Annotated in this window: 26 protein-coding genes; 5 read left to right on the top strand and 21 right to left on the bottom strand. The window is 41.8% G+C overall.

Translation table 11 applies throughout. The features are described from left to right. Positions 1-53: 53 nt before the first annotated feature. The 20 genes from rplB to uvrA form a co-directional block, all read right to left on the bottom strand. Positions 54-887: a 50S ribosomal protein L2 gene (gene rplB / locus GEZ85_RS00340; protein WP_000512911.1), complete on the bottom strand. Its 834-nt coding sequence runs from the start codon at positions 885-887 to the stop codon at positions 54-56. Between the two features lie 17 nt (positions 888-904). Next, a complete protein-coding gene (locus GEZ85_RS00335) occupies positions 905-1,201 on the bottom strand; it encodes a 50S ribosomal protein L23 (protein ID WP_001055347.1) in 297 nt (98 codons plus the stop codon). Next, complete coding sequence (gene rplD / locus GEZ85_RS00330; RefSeq protein ID WP_000024537.1) at positions 1,201-1,824, bottom strand: 50S ribosomal protein L4; 624 nt, start codon at positions 1,822-1,824, stop codon at positions 1,201-1,203. The genes GEZ85_RS00335 and rplD overlap by 1 nt, the downstream gene beginning before the upstream one ends. Positions 1,825-1,848: 24 nt before the next feature. Further along, positions 1,849-2,475 carry a 50S ribosomal protein L3 gene (gene rplC / locus GEZ85_RS00325; protein ID WP_000160197.1) on the bottom strand — a complete coding sequence of 209 codons (627 nt, stop codon included), beginning with the start codon at positions 2,473-2,475 and terminating at the stop codon, positions 1,849-1,851. A gap of 82 nt (positions 2,476-2,557) precedes the next feature. Further along, positions 2,558-2,866 carry a 30S ribosomal protein S10 gene (gene rpsJ / locus GEZ85_RS00320; protein ID WP_001284513.1) on the bottom strand — a complete coding sequence of 103 codons (309 nt, stop codon included), beginning with the start codon at positions 2,864-2,866 and terminating at the stop codon, positions 2,558-2,560. 253 nt (positions 2,867-3,119) lie between these two features. After that, entirely contained in the window at positions 3,120-3,710 is a 591-nt protein-coding gene (gene nrdG / locus GEZ85_RS00315) for an anaerobic ribonucleoside-triphosphate reductase activating protein (protein WP_153208739.1), read from the bottom strand. Then, positions 3,703-4,209, bottom strand: coding sequence for a GNAT family N-acetyltransferase (locus GEZ85_RS00310; RefSeq protein WP_153208741.1), 507 nt, complete (start codon positions 4,207-4,209; stop codon positions 3,703-3,705). Before GEZ85_RS00310 ends, nrdG begins: the two co-directional genes overlap by 8 nt. A 43-nt stretch (positions 4,210-4,252) precedes the next feature. Then, the gene (locus GEZ85_RS00305; protein ID WP_000521618.1) at positions 4,253-4,393 is read right to left on the bottom strand and encodes a hypothetical protein; all 141 of its coding nucleotides are present in this window, start codon (positions 4,391-4,393) and stop codon (positions 4,253-4,255) included. 11 nt (positions 4,394-4,404) lie between these two features. Further along, complete coding sequence (gene nrdD / locus GEZ85_RS00300) at positions 4,405-6,612, bottom strand: anaerobic ribonucleoside-triphosphate reductase (protein ID WP_194251491.1); 2,208 nt, start codon at positions 6,610-6,612, stop codon at positions 4,405-4,407. 119 nt (positions 6,613-6,731) lie between these two features. After that, positions 6,732-8,285 carry a damage-inducible protein CinA gene (locus tag GEZ85_RS00295; RefSeq protein WP_153208745.1) on the bottom strand — a complete coding sequence of 518 codons (1,554 nt, stop codon included), beginning with the start codon at positions 8,283-8,285 and terminating at the stop codon, positions 6,732-6,734. Positions 8,286-8,539: 254 nt separating this feature from the next. Continuing rightward, on the bottom strand, positions 8,540-10,072 hold the full coding sequence (cls, locus tag GEZ85_RS00285; protein WP_153208746.1) for a cardiolipin synthase: 1,533 nt from the start codon (positions 10,070-10,072) through the stop codon (positions 8,540-8,542). 254 nt (positions 10,073-10,326) lie between these two features. Then, a complete protein-coding gene (locus tag GEZ85_RS00280) occupies positions 10,327-10,779 on the bottom strand; it encodes an SP_0198 family lipoprotein (protein ID WP_153208748.1) in 453 nt (150 codons plus the stop codon). A gap of 84 nt (positions 10,780-10,863) precedes the next feature. Next, a complete protein-coding gene (locus tag GEZ85_RS00275; RefSeq protein WP_084923791.1) occupies positions 10,864-12,114 on the bottom strand; it encodes a bifunctional folylpolyglutamate synthase/dihydrofolate synthase in 1,251 nt (416 codons plus the stop codon). Between the two features lie 203 nt (positions 12,115-12,317). Next, entirely contained in the window at positions 12,318-12,623 is a 306-nt protein-coding gene (locus tag GEZ85_RS00270; protein ID WP_000017620.1) for a DUF1292 domain-containing protein, read from the bottom strand. Positions 12,624-12,638: 15 nt separating this feature from the next. Next, complete coding sequence (gene ruvX / locus GEZ85_RS00265) at positions 12,639-13,058, bottom strand: Holliday junction resolvase RuvX (protein ID WP_004239076.1); 420 nt, start codon at positions 13,056-13,058, stop codon at positions 12,639-12,641. A gap of 3 nt (positions 13,059-13,061) precedes the next feature. Then, positions 13,062-13,328 (bottom strand): IreB family regulatory phosphoprotein, encoded by a 267-nt coding sequence (locus GEZ85_RS00260; RefSeq protein WP_000507059.1) that lies wholly within the window; start codon positions 13,326-13,328, stop codon positions 13,062-13,064. Between the two features lie 86 nt (positions 13,329-13,414). Continuing rightward, entirely contained in the window at positions 13,415-13,984 is a 570-nt protein-coding gene (locus tag GEZ85_RS00255) for an SP0191 family lipoprotein (protein WP_153208750.1), read from the bottom strand. Between the two features lie 65 nt (positions 13,985-14,049). After that, positions 14,050-14,448: a transcriptional regulator Spx gene (spx, locus tag GEZ85_RS00250; protein ID WP_000591165.1), complete on the bottom strand. Its 399-nt coding sequence runs from the start codon at positions 14,446-14,448 to the stop codon at positions 14,050-14,052. A gap of 131 nt (positions 14,449-14,579) precedes the next feature. Next, positions 14,580-15,641 (bottom strand): M24 family metallopeptidase, encoded by a 1,062-nt coding sequence (locus tag GEZ85_RS00245; RefSeq protein ID WP_153208752.1) that lies wholly within the window; start codon positions 15,639-15,641, stop codon positions 14,580-14,582. Next, entirely contained in the window at positions 15,634-18,465 is a 2,832-nt protein-coding gene (uvrA, locus tag GEZ85_RS00240; RefSeq protein WP_153208754.1) for an excinuclease ABC subunit UvrA, read from the bottom strand. The genes GEZ85_RS00245 and uvrA overlap by 8 nt, the downstream gene beginning before the upstream one ends. A gap of 131 nt (positions 18,466-18,596) precedes the next feature. Between uvrA and GEZ85_RS00235 the strand changes: the two genes are divergently transcribed. The 5 genes from GEZ85_RS00235 (at position 18,597) to GEZ85_RS00215 (ending at position 22,158) form a co-directional block, all read left to right on the top strand. Next, on the top strand, positions 18,597-19,541 hold the full coding sequence (locus GEZ85_RS00235; RefSeq protein ID WP_000815623.1) for a magnesium transporter CorA family protein: 945 nt from the start codon (positions 18,597-18,599) through the stop codon (positions 19,539-19,541). Between the two features lie 11 nt (positions 19,542-19,552). Next, positions 19,553-20,230: a DUF1129 domain-containing protein gene (locus GEZ85_RS00230; protein ID WP_153208756.1), complete on the top strand. Its 678-nt coding sequence runs from the start codon at positions 19,553-19,555 to the stop codon at positions 20,228-20,230. Between the two features lie 15 nt (positions 20,231-20,245). Further along, complete coding sequence (locus GEZ85_RS00225) at positions 20,246-20,593, top strand: hypothetical protein (protein ID WP_000331824.1); 348 nt, start codon at positions 20,246-20,248, stop codon at positions 20,591-20,593. Between the two features lie 161 nt (positions 20,594-20,754). Continuing rightward, complete coding sequence (locus tag GEZ85_RS00220) at positions 20,755-21,789, top strand: S66 family peptidase (protein ID WP_049487390.1); 1,035 nt, start codon at positions 20,755-20,757, stop codon at positions 21,787-21,789. A gap of 105 nt (positions 21,790-21,894) precedes the next feature. Then, positions 21,895-22,158: a SemiSWEET family transporter gene (locus GEZ85_RS00215; protein WP_000166114.1), complete on the top strand. Its 264-nt coding sequence runs from the start codon at positions 21,895-21,897 to the stop codon at positions 22,156-22,158. Between the two features lie 84 nt (positions 22,159-22,242). Here GEZ85_RS00215 and GEZ85_RS00210 read toward each other — a convergent pair whose 3' ends face one another. Continuing rightward, a complete protein-coding gene (locus tag GEZ85_RS00210) occupies positions 22,243-22,806 on the bottom strand; it encodes a DNA-3-methyladenine glycosylase I (RefSeq protein ID WP_024056929.1) in 564 nt (187 codons plus the stop codon).

The following is a 22,806-nucleotide window of genomic DNA, read 5'->3' as shown; positions in this document are numbered from 1 at the left end:
GGAGCGCTACCGAGCTGGCGGATTTACTAGTGGCTTAAGCGACTAGTTTAATATTATTTCTCGTTGCGACGACGAACGATAAGTTTGTCAGATTTCGCTTTCTTGTTACGAGTTTTAAGACCAAGAGCAGGTTTGCCCCATGGAGTAGATGGTGCTTTACGACCAACTGGTGCTTTACCTTCACCACCACCGTGTGGGTGATCGTTAGGGTTCATTACAGAACCACGAACTGTTGGACGGATACCTTTCCAACGGCTACGTCCTGCTTTACCAAGGTTTACAAGTCCATGTTGTTCGTTTCCGACAACACCAACTGTAGCACGGCAAGTTCCAAGAATCATACGAACTTCACCTGATTGAAGACGAACAAGAACGTATTTACCTTCAGAACCCAATACTTGAGCAGATGCTCCAGCAGCACGTACCAATTCACCACCACGACCTGGTTTCAACTCGATGTTGTGGATCAAAGTACCAACTGGGATGTTAGCAAGTGGAAGAGCGTTTCCGACTTTGATATCTGCTTCTGGACCTGAAACGATACGTTGACCTACTTCAAGACCTTTTGGAGCGATGATGTATGCTTTCACACCGTCAGTGTAGTGTACAAGAGCGATGTTTGCAGAACGGTTTGGATCGTACTCGATTGTTTTAACAACTGCTTCAACGTTGTCTTTGTTACGTTTGAAGTCAACCAAACGGTAGAAACGTTTGTGTCCACCACCTTGGTGACGAACAGTGATACGACCGTTGTTGTTACGACCAGCCTTGCTCTTCAATGCAACAAGCAATGATTTTTCTGGAGTGCTTGTTGTGATTTCAGCGAAATCCAAAGAAGTCATATTACGGCGACCGTTTGTTGTTGGTTTATAAACACGAATTCCCACGATATTTCCTCCTTAGATTATTCAGCTTCAGCAGCAAACAACTCGATTGCTTTTGAATCAGCTGTAAGTGTGATGATAGCTTTTTTAGTTTTGTTAGTAAAACCAGTGTAACGTCCAACACGTTTAGCTTTTGGTTTTACGTTGATTGTGTTAACATTAGCAACTTTAACACCTTCGAAAGCAGCTTCAACAGCTTGCTTGATCAAAAGTTTGTGTGCACGAGTGTCAACTTCAAATACATATTTTCCTGCTTCAAGTTGAGCCATTGAGCTTTCAGTGATTACAGGTTTTTTGATAACATCATACAAATTCATTATGCAAGAACCTCCTCGATTTTAGAGATAGCTGCTTGTGTGACAAGAAGTTTGTCGCTATTTGCGATGTCAAGAACACTTGCAGTTGTAGCAGTTGCAACTTTCACGTTTGGAAGGTTACGAGCTGAAAGAGCTGCGAATTCATTTCCTTCTTCAAGGATAACAAGAACTTTAGAATCGATGCTCAATGCTGCAAGAACTTTTGCAAATTCAGCAGTTTTTGGAGCTGTAAATGAAAGAGCGTCTACAGCTACGAATTTGTTTTCAGCAACTTTTTCAGAGTAAACTGATTTAAGAGCTAGGCGACGAACTTTTTGTGGAAGTTTGTAGCCGTATGAACGTGGAGTTGGTCCGAAGACAACACCACCACCACGCCATTGTGGTGAGCGGATAGAACCTTGACGAGCACGTCCAGTTCCTTTTTGACGCCATGGTTTGCGTCCACCACCTGATACTGCAGAGCGGTTTTTAACAGCGTGTGTTCCTTGACGAAGGCTTGCGCGTTGGCTGATGATCACATCAAACACAACTGATTCATTTGGTTCGATACCAAATACTGCATCGTTAAGAACAACTTGGCCAGCTTCTTTACCAGTTTGGTCAAATAATGTTACGTTTGCCATTGTGACTGATTTCCCCTTTCTTTATTATTTACCAGCTTTAACTGCTGATTTGATAGTGATAAGAGATTTCTTAGCACCTGGTACGTTACCTTTGATAAGGATAACGTTCTTTTCTGGAACAACTTGTACAACTTCAAGGTTTTGAATTGTTACACGGTCGCCACCCATACGTCCTGCAAGGTTTTTACCTTTGAATACACGGTTAGGTGCAACAGGTCCCATTGAACCTGGACGACGGTGGTAACGAGAACCGTGAGCCATTGGTCCACGTGATTGTCCGTGGCGTTTGATGACACCTTGAAAACCTTTACCTTTAGAAGTACCAGTTACGTCAACAACATCTCCAGCTGCGAATGTTTCAACTGTGATTTCAGCACCAACTTCCAAGCCTTCAACGTTTTTGAATTCACGAATGAAGCGCTTAGGAGCCGTGTTAGCTTTCGCTACATGTCCTTTAGCAGGTTTGTTGCTCAATACTTCGCGTTTGTCATCGAAACCAACTTGGATAGCGTTGTATCCGTCTGTTTCAACAGTTTTAACTTGAAGAACAACGTTTGGAGTTGCTTCAATAACTGTTACAGGGATCAATTCGCCAGCTTCAGTGAAGATTTGAGTCATTCCCACTTTTTTCCCTAAGATTCCTTTTGTCATGAGAAAATAGTTCCTTTTCTATATTTTTTATTCAAAAAGTTTTTAACGAGCGTTTTTTATGCTCAAGGTATCAAGCTTTAGATTAAAGTTTGATTTCTACGTTTACACCACTTGGAAGATCCAATTTCATCAAAGCATCAACTGTTTTTTGAGTTGGGTTAACGATATCGATCAAACGTTTGTGTGTACGCATTTCAAATTGTTCGCGAGAGTCTTTGTATTTGTGAGTCGCACGAATAATTGTGTAGAGGCTACGTTCAGTTGGAAGTGGGATTGGACCCGCAACTTGTGCACCTGTACGAGTAGCTGATTCTACGATTTTTGCAGCCGCTGTGTCAAGCGTACGGTGTTCGTAAGCTTTCAAACGGATACGGATTTTTTTGTTTGCCATCTTTTTCTCCTTTTCGTCTATTTAAGATAATAGGCTAGCTCCACAAGAAAACCGACGCGGTGTTGCGTGGCAATGCAACCGAGCGTGTCGCAACCTCTTGCATCAAAGCTAAAGCTGTAATTTACAGCACCATAATAGAATAACACAAAGCCCCTGCGATTGCAAGGGATTTGTTGCTGTTTTTTTAAATTTTTAACATGAAAATGTTTTCTTTTTTGACAGGTCATTTATTTAAGTATTTTATGGAAGAAAGTTACTCTCTCTTCACCTGTTCATAGCTTTCTTTTCCATCATTGAGTTTGTCCCAAATCACTACTTGCCCACTTTTTAGGGATTTTTGCACATCGATAATTCGTTGATTGGACGAACCACGAAACTGGAGCATGAGATTCCTCTTAGTTCGGTCATACCGTCCATCGACAAGGATGTCAATTAGCGATAAGAGTTCCAGTTTATCTGGAGTTTCCAGCATCATTTCTTCCCAAGTGTAGCCCGTCCAGGACCAGATATCTTTGTCTGGCAATTCCTTTCGGATGCGTCTAACGAGTGGCAAGAGAATACCCGTATTGAGAAAAGGTTCTCCTCCCAACAAAGTCAAGCCTTGAACATAGGGCTGAGCAAGATCTGACATGATCTGTTCTTCTAATTCTGCTGTATAGGGAATGCCTGCATTAAAAGACCAAGTCGCAACATTATAACATCCCTCGCAGTGAAACATACAGCCCGATACATAGAGAGAGTTGCGCACTCCTTCTCCATCTACAAAGTTAAAGGCCTTGTAGTCAATGATACGGCCTTGACTAAGTTCCTCGCTTTTCCATTCTTGTGGTTTAGGATTATTCATTCGCTACCTCTATCCAATAACGCTCGACTCCATTACGAGCATCCTCAATGAGACCTCCATTTGCTAGAATGACTGCTCTACTAGCAGGATTATTCACACTACAGGTCACAAGAGCTTTCTTGATGTTCTTTTCCTTAGCCAGTTTTAAACCTTGTCGGAGAGTTTCTTTAGCATAACCTTTGCCTCTTTCAGATGGTCGGATAGAATAGCCTATATTCCCTGCATAATTCAGCAGTCCCTCATTCAGTCTCAATCGCAAGTTTAAAAACCCTAGAGCACGACCTGATTCACCAAACAATACGAACTGTATCGATGGAACACGATTTTCAGGCAAGTTTATTCCCATCTCTTTTTGCATATTTGTTTCCAACCACTCTTCATACACAAAGTTCTCAGCATCCCAAAAGCCTCCATCATGGGCTGATTGGGTCTGCTCAAACTCTGCCATCATGTCTAAAACAGCTTCTCTATCTACTATTGTTGGTCTGCGTAGTTCCATCCTTACCTCCCACTAAGAGAAAAGCGAGAGTTGACTCTCACTTTTATTTTTTCTTGTTCTTGTTTAAAAATTGTTCTCTGAGGTTGAGCAAACGTTCTTTCTTACCAGCTCCACCTTTAGAGTGTTTCTCGTGATAACGGGTCACTTGTGCGCGCCCCTTATCGTCTAATTGATATTTTCCCATCTCATTTCTTTCTAATTGGTTACTTGATGACCAGCTATTTTAATCGTTGAGCCATTCATGTGTTTGACACGCGCTGCGATTTCCTTGTGACGTCCATTGACCATAGGTCTCGCTTGAGGATTGCCTAAATAGCCACAAGTCCGTTTAACAACGTCTACTGTTTTAGGGTCGCTATTGCCACAGTTAGGACAAGCAAAGCCCCTCTCAGTTGGTTCAAAATCCCCTTCAAAATCACACTTGTAGCAACGGTCAATTGGTGTATTGGTCCCTAGATAGCCGACACGGTCATAGGCATAGTCCCAGACAGCTTCCAAGGCCTTTGGATTTTGCTGGAGAACTGGATACTCACAATAATGGATGAAACCACCCGACGCACCTGCTTCTGGATAGATTTTTTCAAAATCCAGTTTTTCAAACGGTGTTGGATTTTTACGAACATCGTAGTGGAAAGAGTTGGTGTAGTATTCCTTGTCTGTAATATCAGGAATAGAACCAAACTTCTCTGTATCTAGTCGACAGAAACGGTCTGTCAAACTTTCAGATGGTGTTGAGTAGATAGAGAAATGATAGCCATATTGGTCAGACCACTCTTCTACACGGCGTTTCATATCACGAATGATGTCCAGAGTGAATTCCTTGGCTTCTGTATTGTGTTCCCAGCTATTTCCAAAGAAGACAGTAGCCACTTCGTACAAACCGATGTAACCCAGCGAAACAGTTGCCCGACGATTCTTAAAGAGCTGGTCAACACTTTCTTCTTTACCTAGACGATGGCCAAAAGCACCGTACTGATAAAGGATAGGAGCATTCGCTGGCGTCGCTTCTTTAGTGCGTTCGACACGGTAAACCAGAGCATCTTCTGCGATATTCATACGCTCGTTGAAGATTTCCCAGAACTTATTCATGTCGCCCTCAGACTCAAGAGCAATACGAGGCAGGTTAACTGTCACAACACCCAGATTCATACGGCCTGAATTGACTTCTACACCATTCTCATCCTTCCACCCTTGGAGAAAGGAACGGCAACCCATAGGCACCTTAAAAGAACCTGTCAAGTCAACAATCTTATCGTAAGACAAGACGTCTGGGTACATCCGCTTGGTTGCACACTCAAGAGCCAACTGCTTAATGTCGTAGTTGGGAGTCCCTTCTTCCAAGTTAAGACCTCTTTTCAGAGTAAAAATCAGTTTAGGGAAGATAGCCGTACGATGTTCTGAACCAAGACCCTTGATACGAATAGTCAAAATAGCTTTTTGAATTTCTCGTTCAAAACGACTAGTTCCTAAACCAAAACCTAGCGAAGTAAAAGGTGTTTGTCCATTTGAAGTGAAGAGAGTATTAATTTCATACTCGAGAGATTGCATGGCATCATAGATGTCTTTTTGTGTTTTCTTCCAAGCGTAATCTTCCCGTTTGTCAGGTAAGACCCACTCTTCCGCATCCTTAAGGTGTTTTTGATAATTCTTCTCTGCATAAGGCGCCAAGACCTCATCGATACGGTCAGCTGAACAGCCTCCATACTGGCTAGAAGCAACGTTGGCAATGATTTGGGAAATCTGAGCTGTTGCAGTCTGGATAGACTTAGGACTTTCCACCTCCGCATTTCCAATCTTAAAACCATTCTCCAACATCCCCTTGAAATCAATCAAACAGCAGTTGGTCATAGGGGTGTAGGGGCTATAATCCAAATCATGATAGTGGATATCCCCCTTTTGGTGGGCATTGGCTACGTGCTTAGGGAGCATTTGCAGTCCGATTGATTTCCCAACAATCCCCGCCGTCAAATCACGCTGGGTATTAAAAACATCACTATCTTTATTAGCATTCTCATTGACAACTGCCTGATCTTTATTGAGAAGCTTATGGATACTAAAGTTAATATCTGTCGCTTTTGAGCGCTCAAAATCCCTCTGTGTCCGATAAGTGATATACTCCTCAGCTAGCGCATATTCTTTGGCTTCAAGGAGTTCATGCTCTACAATATTTTGGATTTCATAAATCTTAACTCCCTGCGGAAAGCGACTTTGAATTTCTGTGACAATTCGCTCAGTCAGAGCATTGAGGCGTTTTTCGACTAAGGGTGTCACATCCATAACCTTATCTGCCGCCTTGTGGAGAGCCTTGTCAATCTTATCCACATCAAATACAACACGTCTCCCATCTCGTTTTTCAACGAAGAGAGTTGGCAAAATTGTAATTTTTTCTTCTAGTGCAATCATATACATGCTCGTTTCTAAAATGTTCTTTCTAAAAAGTATTATACCACTCTAAAAAGAAAAATCAATATCTTGTGTTAAAAATCCTAAAATTTTTAAAAATACACAAGATATTGATTTTGTTATTTAATTTTATAGACTTTAAATTCTGAGTAATCAGTCTTCACTTGTTGGTAATTTTCTTTCAAGATTGTTTCTACTTCAGACCAGACTGCCACCTTGTCGTTTACCACAATCACCTTAGGTTGGTTTTCTTTCAAGTCATTGATTAAACTAGTTTTATTCTCTTCTGTACTCGTGTAAAGAAGAGGTGATAGGAACATGGATCCAGCCAAACGCTGGCTTTCTTTATACATCTGAACATGTGAATCCCAAATATAAATTTGGTCTCCCTCACTCGTCTCTTGTTTGACTCTGTCTACTACTTGATGTTGTTCTCTATAAGAAGCTGGATGCAAGACAAAACGAGCTACAAAAGGAATTGCAATCAGATAAACCACCACTAGGATCGGTAAGTAGAGATTCCCTTTCATGAATTTTTTCCATAAAGTAGGAACATCTTCTCTTCTCCGACGACGAGCTCCTCTAGCTGAATGTTTCCCACGAATACTGGTCATCAAAAGAAGGAGTAAAGACGGAAGGATTAGAATCAAACGAGAACCGTGAAGAGGTTCTTGAGAAAAAAGCAACAAGACTAATACAAATAAGAAAGCAAAACTAGCTGGTACTGAAATAACATATAATCTTGATGCCTTTGATTGGAACAATCCTAGAAAAATAAGGAAGAGAGCTCCTAAACCAAAGGTCAACAAACCATAGAATACAACATTATCCATTAGTTGGGGATTGGTAAAGACCTGAAGGGAATCAATCGGATACAAAAGACTCCCTATAGCTTCTCCAAAACCACCTGAAGCAAGAACATAGTATCCTACTGGGTAAAAGATGAGAGAAAAGCCAAGTGCTGCTGCAAAAAACTGATAAACTCCATGAGCAAGGCGACCATGCCCAACATTAAAGACAAATAAACCAATCGTTACTACTGCAGTAAAGAGAAGACTTGTAATAGGCTCTATGAAAAATGATAGACCCAAAAAGAACCCCAGACGTAGAAATCCCTTGTCATGGTTAGGATTTGATAGATAAGCTGCTATGAACGAAAATCCTGCAAACAGAAATGGCAAAGCTAAAATCGTTGCATATCCTCCTCCAAAACCGAGACCAGATACCAAAATATAAAATATGGTTAGGAGTTGCTTGGCTTGTTCCTTTTGTCCCGTCAGATAGTCAGTTGAAGAAAAGAGGAAGTAACCTCCTCCTAAGAGGGCTAGCCATTCTACCAAGGCAAAAAGAATGCCTCCTTGGGTAATATAAAGTAGCAAGTAATAAATAAGACCGTGACTAGCATAATAGCTACTGTAGATCTGTCCTCCCTGATGTAAAGCCCACCCTATATACAAATCCTGCGCCTGAGAGGGACTTACCATATCTAAAAGTAAAGGTATCACCACAGAAAAAAACGTTGCAATCGTACTTCCAATGATGAGTCTGAAAAACGGGAAAGCTACCTGTTCTTCTTTTTCTACATGAGATTCAAGGTTCCTATCCAATCTATTTTCAATTTCATTACTCTGTATCGTTTCGGATACTTCTTCGATTCTGCCATATACAGCCATGTCGTTTCTCCTATTCAATTTATCTGTCTTAGTATATCAAAAAGACCTAAAATTGTCAGCTTGCGATGGCTGTTTGAGTGATTTTTTGCTTAGTTTCACAAAGGTTTCAATTTCCCGAAATCGATGTAAATTCGTCTGTTTAAATGTTATGATATAATCCAATTCTTTCTGAGTCAGCATCTTTCCTCCTACATCTTCTTATTCGTAAAAGGCAAGAAAAATAGGACTGGTTTGTGTCCTAAGTCCTAGATTTCTTATAAGATTGGGGCAAATAACTGGGCAATTTCCTTAATCAATTTCTGATACCAGCTATTTTTTATCGTATGAGGGAAAATTTCTTGCGATGCTGAAAAAATCTCTTGAAAATCTTTTTGAATCTCTGTGATTGATGCCGTTTTATATAGCAAAACTGCATCTTCATAGTGATGAAGCAAACTTCTATAATCTAAATTAATCGTTCCAACTGCAGCAAAGTCCTTGTCCACTAGGATTTGTTTACTATGGATGAAGCCAGGACTATACTCAAAAATCCTGACTCCTGCTGACAACAAATCCGGATAGGCCCCTCTTGTGATGAGTTGGATTAATTTTTTATCCGGAATGAAAGGAGTCACGATGCGGACATCAACACCTCTCATGGCTGCATTTTTAATACTCTCAGTTAAATCATAGTCAATGATCAAGTAAGGTGTCGTTATATAAATAGAATCGGTAGCCTGATTAATCAAACTTTGATAAACCTTTTTCCCTACCTGGGTACGGAAGATAGGCTTGGGTCCACTACCGTACGGAATACAGAGTCCTTGGCTAGAACAAGGCTGGTTTTCCAAGTGATACTGATCAAAATCGCTGATTTCCCCACGATTGATGTACCAAGTCATCAAAAAGAGACGGGTTAAAGCCTTGACACCAGGACCATCTATGCGAATCCCACTGTCCTTCCAGTAGCCAAAACGTTCTACATGGTTGATGTACTCATCAGCTAAGTTAATGCCTCCTGTATAGGCTACCTGACCATCTATGACAAGGATTTTCCGATGGTCCCGATTGTTGTAAGCCACCGTCAAACGAGGAATCACCTTGTTAAACTTATGGGCTTCAATTCCTCGACTACGAAGCTGAATAGTATAGTCGCCAGGCAAAGTCGCCATACAGCCGATATCATCATAGAGCATCTTGATCTCTACACCTTGAGCTGCCTTTTTCTCTAGTATGCCTAGTATGCTATTCCACATCAGACCTTCTTCGACAATATAGTACTCTAGAAAGATAAACTTTTCAGCTTTCTTAAGATCTTCCAACATATATTGCCACATGCTTTCACCTGAAGAAAAGAATTGTGAGTCCGTTCGATCATATACATCGGCATTGCTATCCATACTCAACAAAGATTTGATAACTCCGTAAGCCGCCTTATCCTCTTCCTTCAATTTCTGGCGGAGAGATTTACTGTTATCCTCCCGAAAATGCATGGAACCAAGTTTTTCCAACTGCTTGATTTCTTTTTTGGACAATCGCCTTTCACCAAACATCAGATAGAGCAAGGGGCCAATGACAGGAACAAAAGTCACCACTAACCACATCACTTTACTATCAGGTGTCATTGAGCGATTGACAATCGCTACGATAGTCGCCATACTCATAAAGATTAAGAGAATACCCCATCGAATAGGAGCCATCCGCCCTAAATAAAGAAAGAGACCAAAAACAAGACAAAGTTCAAGTAGCATAATCGAAAGACTAAAACCATACTTGGACATCAATAATTGAAATTTTCTATATTTCATATCCCCTCCTTGATATTTTGATACTCAATGAAAAGCAAAGAGCAAACTAGGAAGCTAGTCGCAGGTTACTCAAAACACTGTTTTGAGGTTGCAGATGGAAGCTGACGTTGTTTGAAGAGATTTTCGAAGAGTATGAATGCTAAAAACAGGTAATTAATACTAGTATAACGCAGGTATTCGGTAGAAGGCAAGTATTTATAATCATTTTTCTGAGTAAAAGCAAAAGAGACTGACAAAACCAGTCTCCTTCTAGTCTATTTTGATAAAACAATGCGATCAGACGCGTCTCTATCCATATCGTCAATAATCATCTGATTGCCATTGATTGCATAAATCTTGGCATCATCACCAATAATCATGCGTTGATTAGCAGCGTCGAAGCTAACCTGCTTGATTTCTTGTTCCCCATCAGTTTCTACCTGTGTCCAGGTGCCAGTTGTTCCAGTTACCACTAAAGTGATACGGTCTCCTTCGTCCTGACCAGTATAAGTCCCATCAATATTAGTTGGTTGAGCCTCAGGCGCATTTTGTGAAGAACTTGTCGCTGCCTGATTTGTATTTTCTGTAGAAGATAAAGCAGCTTGTGATTGTTGAGTTTGTTGTGTTTGCGATTGAACTACTGGTTGTTGAACTCTTTGTGAACAAGCTACTAAGAGACTAAGACTTGCTAAAGAAGCAAGAGAAAGTGTGAATCTTTTTAATTTCATGATGAATTTCCTTTCTGCTACCAATGTAGAGAATGTTTCTTCTAACTGATAGTTCCCCTAGTATAACAAGTTCCAAAAAGGAGGTCAATTTATCTGCTCATGGGTCAGTAGGTGGCTCCGTACTTCTGAGATAAAATAGAGAGATCCTGTAACAAACAACAAATCCTGGGTATCGGCTCTTTCTTCGAAACTGCTGATAAATTCGCGATAAGAAGGAATTACATCGTAACCTGTTATATCTGTCTCATCTAAAGAACCCTGATAGTCAAAGCCGGTCACCTTGAGTTCCACCTGAGGCAAATTTTCAGTTAGATAAGCCAACATCCCTTGATAATCCTTCCGTTTCAAGGCTCCAAATAGGATTTGAGGACGATATCCTTCCTGCTCTTTTTCTTTGATAAACTCAACCAAGCGAGTCAAGGCAGGGAGATTATGGGCACCGTCCAAGTAGATATGAGAACGAATACGCTCCAAACGTCCAGCCCAATGGGTCTTCTCCAAAGCTCGTCTTACAGCCTGCTCATCAACAACTTCCTTTCTTTCTCCCATAAAAAGAAGAAAAGTTTGCAACGCCAAGGCCGCATTCTCCTGCTGATAAGCTCCTTCTAAACCTATTTTCAGCCGCGAAATATTTAGTAAAGAACTTGAAAAATCGCCATTCAGCATTGAAAAATCTTGGCCTGCCTGATAAAGGTCAACAGCTAAAGATTCGGCTTTTTTCTGACAAACAAGACTAGCTTCTGAAGGCAATTTTGCAATCACTGCCTTCTTACCAGTCTTGAAAATACCAGCTTTCTGCTCTGCGATTGCTTCTAGACTATCGCCCAAGGTCTCCTGGTGGTCAAGCCCAATGGAGGTGATGACAGCAAGCTCTCCAGTTACCACATTGGTCGTGTCAAGTAAGCCACCAATTCCCACTTCTAGTAAAACCAAATCCACCTCTTGCTCCCTAAAATAGAGGAAAGCAATCAAGGTCAGCAATTCAAAAAAGAACAACTGGTCATGAGTCTGCAGAAGCGTCTTTTCCATCTCCTTGACCTGCTCAGCTAAACGGATAAAGTCTGCGTCTGCTATAGGTTGTCCATTAATGCAGATTCGGTCATTGACGGAGACAATATGAGGGGAGGTAAAGGTCGCAACTTTCTTTCCATGCCCCATAAATATTCCCCTCATAAAAGCAATGGTAGAACCTTTCCCATTAGTCCCTGTCACATGGATAATAGGATAAGACTTCTCAGGATTTCCTAACAAATCCACCGCTTCTTGCATTCGGCCCAAACCTGATCGAAAATTCAAACCAATCCGACTATGAAGCCATTCTTCTACTTCAAACATATACCTCTCCTCGACAAAAGTATAATCAATTACCTAGCAAAATTCCATAGATAATAAAAACGAGGTCAGGATTTTCGTCCCAACCTCTTACCTGGTTAGCTAATCACTAGCTACTATAAATTTTAGCTTGGGGTAAAACATCCACTGGATGTGCCTGCGTTTCTAATTTCTAGCGCAGTGCTAAACACGTCCACTGGACGTGTTTACTCCTCCATAAAGCTGTTGAAGACTTCTTCAATCATGTTCCATTCGTCTTCTGAGTCTTCTGGGATTGGTTGCAATTCGCCTTCTGTTCCATCTTCGTTTTCGATGAATGAGTAAGCTTGGATTTCAACTTGTCCGTCTTCGTCTTCTTCTGCGTTAACTGGTACTAGAAGAACATAGTTTTTACCAAATTCTTCTTTTCCGTCAATGGTCAAAAGGATTTCAAACAAGGTTTCATTTCCTTGTTCATCTACTAGTGTGATTAGTTCACGTTCTTCGTGGTCGTGGTTATGATCGTGTGACATAGCCTCTCCTTTATATTAAAATTTTCTATCTAAATAGTTTTGTAAAATCAGCTGAGCTGCTAACTTATCAATGACTTTTTTGCGCTTATTGCGACTAATATCTGCTTGTTCAATCAACATGCGCTCTGCGGCAACTGTTGTCAAGCGTTCATCTTGATAGTCTACTGGTAAACCAAAAAGCTCTTCTAGCTTTGCTCCGTAGGCTTGACTAGCTTCCACGCGCGGTCCGCTTGTATTGTTCATGTTTTTAGGCAAGCCCACTACAAATCGTTCCACCTTGTAAGTATCAACCAACTCCTTAACGCGGTCAAAACCAAATTGACCTTGCTCCTCATTGATTTGGATGATTTCAAGTCCTTGAGCTGTAAAACCAAGCGGATCGCTAATGGCCACCCCTACCGTTTTTGAACCGACGTCCAATCCCATAATTCTCATAGGTTATAGATCGACTCCTTGTCCTTTAAGGTAGTAGCGGACCAATTCCTCAACGATTTCATCACGCTCATACTTACGGATTTGATTTCGTGCATTATTATAACGAGGAACGTAGGCAGGGTCTCCACTCAATACGTAACCTACGATTTGGTTGATTGGGTTGTAGCCCTTATCGTTCAACGAAGCATAAACATCAGTCAGAGTTTCGCTAATTTCTTTTTTATTGGAATCGTCCAATTTAAAACGTACTGTTTCTTCAGTAAATCCCATTCTAACACCCTCTTTCCTTAGAATAGTACCATTATAGCATAATTCCTTACGTTCTACAATTCAGGCAGTCTATTTATTTGGATTTTCTATTGTTCTGTCGCACCATTTGCCAATCTGTCTGAAATATATTTGCTTGGTTCATTTTTCAAGAGATTTTCTAAACCAATGTTCTTCAAATATTCTAACTGAGAAGCCTTCTTGACATCCAAAACTTGAAAATCAAAACTAGTCGTTGTTTGAAGTTCGGTTGCGCTCAATAGTTTAGTTTCAAGCTTAAATCCTGCTAATTTACGAGCTTCTACGATGGATTCGTCTTTCTCTTCCGCCTCGAGAAGAGCTTTTTGGGTTTCTTCCACTCCATGTTGGTCAATATAAGTCTTCAACTCATCTGAGACTGGACGCTTTTGTTGAATGCTTAAGCTCAAAAAAGTCTTGTCTTTGTAAGTAATGGTTTGGGTTTGCTGGCTGCCATCATCTGACTTGGGCAAGACCAAAGTCTTGGTCACAACTGTATTCTTCTCGGCATTTTCAATAACTGGCAATGCCGACTGAAGCGTATCCTTTTCTGTTTTTGTAGCTGGTCCAGTTTCTTTTTTCTGTCCGCAACCAACCAGGACAAAAAGGAAAGCTAGACTAACAAGAACTATTTTTTTCATTTCTTTCTTCTTTCTTTTTGAAATTAAAATAGAATAAGACTGGGAGTTGCTCCCAGCCTTGATGTTTATAGAGCTGCACGCAAACGTGCTTCTGCATTTTCTACATTACGGACAGAGCGTGGTAGGAAGGCACGAATATCATCTTCCTTATAGCCAACTTGCAGGCGTTTTTCATCTACAAGGATTGGGCTCTTTAAAATTCTCGGCGTTTCCATAATCAGATTGAGGACTTCATTGACGCTCAAATCTTCAATATCCACTCCAAGGGCTTTGGCATAGCGATTTTTAGATGAAACGATGCTGGCTATTCCGTTATCTGTTTTGGTTAGAATATCCAGTAATTCTTCTCTCGTAATTCCTTCTTTACCAAGGTTTTGTTCTTTATAACTTAACTGGTGGGCATTGAGCCAGGTTTTTGCTTTTTTACAGCTAGTACAACTTGAGACTGTATAAATTTTAATCATGTACCTACCCCTTTCGCTACATGTTACTATCAGTTTAGTCTATTATACCATAAAAAACATCCGACTTGCGACCTATTTTTAAATTTTTTTGACTTTTTTCGTCATTTTCGTACTTTTTTCTTGACAAATAACTAAATGACTATCAACTCTTTTGGAGCTAGGGTCAACAATTCACAACCTGTCTCTGTAATCAGAATATCATCCTCAATACGAACACCATATTTACCTTCGATGTAAATACCCGGTTCGTCTGTCAAAGCCATACCTGCCTTAATAGTTTCTGTAGAAGTTTGGCTAAAGTAAGGCTCTTCATGGATATCCAGTCCAATACCGTGTCCGATACCGTGGGTAAAGTAGTCGCCATAGCCTGCCTCAATGATAATATCACGAGGAATTTTGTCAAAGTCGCGGAAACCTAATCCTGCCTTAGCCTGGTCAATCAAGGCTTGGTTGGCTTTCAAAACCGTATTGTAAATCTCCGCCTGCTCATCGCTGACATGCCCCAAGTAGATAGTTCGTGTCATATCGCTGACATAGTGGTCATAGAGGCAGCCGAAATCCATGGTAATAGCTTCTCCCAGCTCCACTGGTTTGTGCATGGGATGGGCATGGGGCTTAGAAGAGTTGATTCCGCTAGCTAAGATAGTGTCAAAAGACAAGCCAGATGCTCCCAACTCACGCATACGGAAGTCAAGGAAGTTGGCAATCTCAATTTCAGTCTTTCCTGGCTTGATAAAGTCAAGCGCATCGCGGAAAGCTTGGTCTGAGATAGAACAAGCCTTGCGAATAGCTGCAATCTCCTCTTCATCCTTAATCATACGAAGACCTTCAACAAACTGAGTTTGTGGAAGCAAGTCAATTCCTTCAAAGGCTACCTGCATACGGTGGTAATAAGATACTGAAATCTCATCCTCAAAACCGATTCGAGACAAGCCCATATCCTTAACAATGCCTGCAATGACAGCCAATTCATCACGATCAGCCACAATCTCAAACCCACTGGTTTCTTGCTTAGCTGCAATGATATAGCGAGAGTCTGTCACCAAGACCTGACGGTCACGGCTGATGAAGACTGTTCCGTTTGAGCCCCAAAAACCAGTCAAATAATAGACGTTTTTAAGGTTATTGATGATGATGCCATCTAGTTCTTTTTCTTGCATTTTAGCTAGAAATGCTTGTACACGTTTATTCATGATGTAACTTTCCTTTCAAATAGTGTCCTGTGTAGCTGGCTTCATTGGCCGCTACTTCTTCTGGAGTTCCTGTTGCGATGATGGTTCCACCACCGACACCGCCCTCAGGTCCCAAGTCAATAATATGGTCTGCAGTCTTAATAACGTCTAGATTGTGCTCAATGACGAGGACTGTATTGCCATCGTCTACAAAGCGAGCTAAAACCTTAAGCAAGCGAGCGATATCCTCGGTATGAAGACCTGTCGTCGGCTCATCCAGAATGTAGAAAGATTTTCCTGTCGATCGTTTGTGGAGTTCACTAGCCAGCTTCATACGCTGGGCTTCTCCCCCAGAAAGGGTGGTAGCTGGTTGCCCTAGCGTCACATAGCCCAGTCCCACATCCTTGATGGTCTGAAGTTTACGTTGAATCTTTGGAATATGTTGGAAGAATTCCACTGCATCGTTGACGGTCATATCCAAGACCTGCGAGATATTTTTTTCCTTGTAATGAACTTCTAGGGTTTCACTATTGTAGCGGGTTCCGTGGCAGACCTCACAAGCTACATAAACATCTGGCAAGAAGTGCATCTCAATCTTGATAATCCCGTCACCTGAGCAGGCTTCACAGCGACCACCCTTGACATTGAAACTGAAACGCCCCTTCTTGTAGCCTCGAATCTTGGCTTCATTTGTCTGAGCAAAAAGGTCACGTATATCGTCAAAAACTCCTGTATAGGTAGCCGGGTTGGACCTCGGCGTTCGTCCGATTGGACTCTGGTCGATGTCAATCAAGCGGTCTACATGCTCAATCCCTGTAATGGTTTTAAACTTACCAGGCTTGTCTGAATTACGGTTGAGCTTCTGGGCAATAGCTTTTTTGAGAATGCTATTGATTAGGGTCGATTTCCCTGAGCCCGACACACCTGTCACTGCGATAAATTTTCCTAGTGGAAAGCGAGCTGTGACATTTTGTAAGTTGTTCTCACGCGCTCCCGTCACCTCGATAAAACGACCATTTCCTGTACGGCGCTCTTCTGGTACTGGAATGGCACGTTTGCCTGACAAGTACTGGCCTGTGATAGACTTGCTGTTACGAGCTACCTGTTTAGGCGTCCCTGCAGCGACAATCTCTCCACCAAAAACACCTGCACCGGGACCAACGTCAATCAGATAATCAGCCTCGCGCATGGTATCTTCATCATGTTCCACCACGATAAGAGTATTACCCAAGTCACGCATCTTTTTCAGACTTGCAATGAGACGGTCATTATCCCTCTGGTGAAGACCGATTGACGGCTCGTCTAGGATATAGAGGACACCTGATAAGTTAGAGCCAATCTGGGTCGCCAAGCGAATACGCTGACTTTCCCCACCTGAAAGGGTTCCTGCTGAACGAGACAGAGTCAGATAGTTAAGACCCACGTTATTAAGGAAGGTCAAACGGTCCTTGATTTCCTTGAGAATGGGACGAGCAATGATGGCTTCATTTTCAGACAAGGTTAACTGGCTCACCAAGTCCAAGTGGTCAGCGATAGATAGGTCTGAAATTTCTCCGATATGTGGCCCTTGCTCGCCACCCACGCGAACAGACAAAGCCTGGTCATTGAGACGGTAACCATGACAAGTTCCGCAGGTCAGCTCATTCATGTAGAGGCGCATCTGGGTGCGAGTGTAATCACTATTAGTCTCGTGATAGCGACGCTTGATATTATTGACAACTCCCTCAAAAGGAATGTCAATATCGCGCACACCACCAAATTCATTTTCATAGTGGAAATGGAATTCCTTACCATCTGACCCATAGAGAATCAAGTTCTTATCCTTTTCTGACAAGTCCTCAAAAGGCTTATCCATATCCACTCCAAAAGCTGTCATAGCCTGCTCTAGCATGTTTGGATAGTAGTTGGATGAGATAGGATTCCAAGGAGCCAAGGCTCCCTCACGTAGCGTTTTGCTGGCATCTGGCACTACCAAATCAGTATCCACCTCTAGCTTAATACCCAAGCCGTCACACTCACTACAAGAACCAAAAGGAGCATTGAAGGAGAAGAGACGCGGCTCTAACTCTGGGACAGTAAATCCACAAACCGGGCAGGCATAATGCTCAGAGAAGAGCAACTCAGAATCGTCCATAGTATCAATAATCACATAACCTTCTGCGATACGAAGAGCAGCCTCAATGGAATCAAAGAGACGGCTACGGATGCCCTCCTTGATGACAATACGGTCAACCACGACATCAATATTGTGTTGCTTGCTCTTGGACAACTCTGGCACTTCGGTCACATCATAGACTTCCCCATCCACACGGACACGAACATAACCGTCTTTCTGAACCTTCTCAATAACACTCTTATGTTGGCCTTTTTTCTTACGGATAACAGGAGCTAATATTTGCAGACGTTGGCGTTCTGGCAATTCCAAAACCTTATCCACAATTTGCTCCACAGAAGAAGCCTTGATAGCTCCATGTCCGTTGATACAGTAAGGCGTCCCCACACGTGCGTAGAGGAGACGCAGATAGTCATTGATTTCAGTCGTTGTTCCCACTGTCGAGCGAGGGTTTTTGCTAGTCGTTTTCTGGTCGATGGAAATAGCTGGGCTGAGACCATCAATGGCATCTACATCAGGCTTCTCCATATTCCCCAAAAATTGACGAGCGTAGGCTGACAAACTCTCCACATAGCGACGTTGTCCCTCCGCATAGAGGGTATCAAAGGCCAGACTGGATTTCCCTGAACCTGACAAACCAGTCACGACAACCAGCTTGTCTCGTGGAATTTCCACGTCAATATTTTTTAAATTATGGGCACGCGCCCCATGAATGACAATTTTATCTTGCATTTTTGTTCTTTCTAGTCCATTATTGCTTACCATTATACCAAAAAAAGTGAGATTCTATTACCCAAAAGACTTAATTTGTAGTATAATAGTACGGTGTGAAAAAATCTGAAAAATGAGAAAGGATAAGGGATATGAAACAAGTTTTTCTCTCTACAACAACTGAATTTAAAGAGATCGATACGCTTGAACCGGGTACTTGGATCAATCTCGTTAATCCAACTCAAAATGAATCACTCGAAATCGCTAATGCCTTCGATATCGATATTGCCGACCTTCGAGCACCGCTCGATGCAGAAGAAATGTCTCGTATTACAATTGAAGACGAGTACACCCTGATTATCGTTGACGTGCCGGTCACAGAAGAAAGAAATAACCGCACCTACTACGTAACCATCCCGCTTGGTATTATCATCACCGAGGAAACCATTATCACTACTTGTTTGGAACCATTACCAGTCCTCGATGTCTTTATCAACCGTCGTTTGCGTAATTTCTATACCTTCATGCGTTCGCGTTTTATCTTCCAGATTCTCTATCGCAATGCAGAGCTTTACCTAACAGCCCTTCGTTCGATTGACCGTAAGAGTGAACAAATCGAAAGTCAACTGCATCAATCAACTCGTAATGAAGAATTGATTGAGCTCATGGAATTGGAAAAAACCATCGTCTATTTCAAGGCTTCCCTCAAAACAAATGAGCGTGTGATTAAGAAATTGACCAGCTCAACCAGCAATATCAAGAAATACCTTGAGGACGAAGACCTGCTTGAAGACACCCTGATTGAAACCCAACAGGCCATCGAGATGGCAGACATTTATGGAAACGTCTTGCATTCTATGACAGAGACCTTCGCCTCTATCATTTCTAACAACCAGAACAACATTATGAAAACCTTGGCCCTTGTGACCATCGTCATGTCCATCCCAACCATGGTCTTTTCTGCCTACGGGATGAACTTTAAGGATAATGAAATCCCCCTAAACGGTGAGCCAAATGCCTTCTGGTTAATCGTCTTTATCGCCTTTGCTATGAGTGTCTCGCTCACTCTCTATCTCATCCATAAAAAATGGTTCTAAGAGGAGTTCCTATGTCTCAGATTGATCTACAAAAATTAACAAAGAAAAACCAAGAGTTTATCCACATCGCTACCCAACAATTCATCAAAGATGGAAAAACAGACGCTGAAATCAAGGCTATCTTTGAGGCAGTTATTCCCCAAATCCTTGAGGAGCAAGCCAAGGGTACGACTGCTCGTTCCCTCTATGGCGCACCGACCCACTGGGCTCATAGTTTCACTGTCAAGGAACAATATGAAAAAGAGCATCCAAAAGAAAATGATGATCCGAAACTCATGATTATGGACTCAGCCCTTTTCATCACTAGCCTCTTTGCCCTCGTCAGCGCCCTCACAACCTTCTTTGCAGCAGATCAGGCTTTCGGCTATGGACTTGTCACTCTCCTGCTAGTTGGACTTGTTGGTGGATTTGCCTTCTACTTGATGTACTACTTTGTTTACCAATACTATGGACCAGATATGGACCGCAGCCAACGTCCACCTTTCTGGAAATCTGTACTGGTTATCCTAGCTTCTATGTTCCTTTGGTTGCTTGTCTTCTTTGCAACAAGCTTCCTACCAGCTAGCCTTAACCCAGTACTTGCTCCAGTGCCACTGGCTATTATCGGAGCAGCCCTCCTAGCCCTTCGCTTCTATCTCAAGAAACGCTTGAATATCCGTAGCGCAAGTGCAGGACCAACACGTTACTAAGAAAAGGAAAGAGCTATGGCATATAGTCAATCTTTAGCTCAGCAGATTCGAAAAATTCTAGCGCTCAAACTTCCTCCCCAAATTTTCGAAGAAGAGCTAGAAGAAAAGAAGCTGTTTGGTGGCCTGGCCTTTATGATTCGTGGTAAAATGGTCCTTACTGTCAGTTCCAGAAAGGATGAACTGGTTATGGTCAGAATTGGTAAGGAAATGGAGAAGCAAGTTCTACCCCGAACAGGAGCTCATACTACATTGATGAGGGGGCGCCTTTATCATGGGTATATAGACTTAGATATAGAAGGCCAAAAAGAATTGCCTTACTGGATTGATTTGGCTCTCTCCTATAATCAAGAGTTGACCAAGTAACTCATATCTAGCGAGATTACTGATTAGAAAACGAAAAGCAACTGCACCAGCGGTTGCTTTTTCACTTGCTTGCCTACAAGCTTCCCTCTACCCTTTTCCCTATAGTTTTCTCCCATCTTTTATGATAAAATAGGCTCAATCAATTTCTAGGAGGAAGAAATATGGTTTCTACTATTGGTGTTGTTAGTTTATCTAGTGGCATTATCGGAGAGGACTTTGTCAAACACGAAGTGGACTTGGGTGTCCAACGTCTCAAGAACCTGGGACTCAATCCTACCTTTTTGCCTCATTCGCTAAAAGGATTAGACTTTATCAAGGACCATCCTGAAGCTCGTGCAGAGGATTTGATTCATGCCTTTTCTGATGATAGCATCGACATGATCCTATGCGCCATCGGTGGAGACGATACCTATCGCTTACTACCTTATCTTTTTGAAAATGACCAACTACAAAAGGTTATCAACCAAAAAATATTTCTTGGCTTCTCAGATACAACCATGAACCATCTCATGTTGCATAAACTAGGTGTTAAAACTTTTTATGGTCAATCCTTTTTAGCAGACATTTGTGAATTGGACAAAGAAATGCTAGCCTATAGCCTTCACTACTTTAAAGAATTGATTGAGACAGGAAGAATCTCAGAAATTCGCCCTAGCAATGTTTGGTATGAGGAACGAACTGATTTTAGTCCCAAAGCTCTGGGGACACCTCGTGTCAGTCATACAAATACTGGTTTTGAGTTGTTACAAGGAACTGCCCAGTTCGAGGGGAAAATCCTCGGTGGTTGCCTCGAATCCCTCTACGATATCTTTGACAACTCTCGATACGCAGATAGCACGGAGCTCTGCCAAGAATACAAACTTTTCCCTGACTTGTCAGACTGGGAAGGAAAGATCCTCTTGCTAGAGACAAGCGAAGAAAAGCCTGAGCCGGAAGACTTCAAAAAGATGTTACAAACTTTAAAGAACACTGGTATATTCAAGGTCATCAGCGGACTCTTGGTCGGGAAACCTATGGATGAAACTTTCTATGACGACTATAAAGAGGCACTATTGGATATCATTGACAGCAATATTCCAATTGTCTATAATCTGAATGTCGGCCACGCAACTCCGAGAGCAATTGTCCCCTTCGGAGTCCATGCCTATGTAGATGCACAGGAGCAAGTCATTCGCTTTGACTATAACAAAAAATAAATAGTGTCTCTATTTTTGTGCTTTTGTATTCGTTTTCGTTACAATTTGTATCTGAATTTATTGCATTTCGCTAATTTCTATGATATCCTTTTGAAGGAGGTGTATATGACAAAACAAAAAATTAATCGAATCGTAGGTTCTATTGGTGCCTTTATTGGAATCATAGTATTTATTGCCTACATACCTCAAATTATCGCTAATTTACAGGGAAATAAAGCTCAACCATTTCAACCTTTATCAGCTGCTATATCTTGCTTAATCTGGGTTATTTATGGATGGACAAAGGAACCTAAGAAGGATTGGATACTAATCATTCCAAATTCAGCCGGTGTTATTTTAGGTGGAATCACTTTTTTGACTTCACTCTAACAAATCTAATAGTATATATAAAAAGCTGGGAAAAGTTTCTCAGCTTTTTTCTATATTCTTAGATATTCTAATTACCTATACTCACTAATTACCGCTTTTCCACTCACAATCGTTCTCGTGGTCATCAACTAGTCCTGCAGCCTGTAGAAAAGACAAGACGGCGACTGGGCCTGTGAACTTGAAGCCTCGTTTTTTGAGATCTTTGGCTAATTTTTCAGACAAAGGTGTTTTAGCTGGGGCTTGGCGGTAATCGGGAACATCGTTAACGATCGTTTTCCCCTCAACAAAAGACCAAAGATAGGCATCAAAAGAGCCGTACTCTGCCTGTAGTCGTAGAAAGGATTGGGCGTTAGCGCGTGTAGCAAAAATCTTGGCTCTATTTCGAATGATGGCTGGATTATCCAGCATGGCTTCCAATTCGGTGTCGGTCATCTCTGCGACTGCGTGAATTTGATAGCTATGAAAGGATTCTCGGAAAGCTTGGCGTTTGTTGAGCACCGTTTCCCAAGACAGGCCTGCCTGATAGGTTTCCATGCACAACAATTCAAACAATGCTTGGTCATCATGGAGGGGCTGGCCCCACTCCTCATCATGATAAGCGATGTAGAGAGGATTGGTCATCTTGACCCACGAACAACGTTTTGTCAT

It is taken from the genome of Streptococcus mitis (assembly GCF_009496205.1).
In the GTDB taxonomy this organism is placed as follows: Bacteria; Bacillota; Bacilli; order Lactobacillales; family Streptococcaceae; genus Streptococcus; species Streptococcus mitis_BN.
This window is presented reverse-complemented; position numbering and strand designations above follow the sequence as displayed.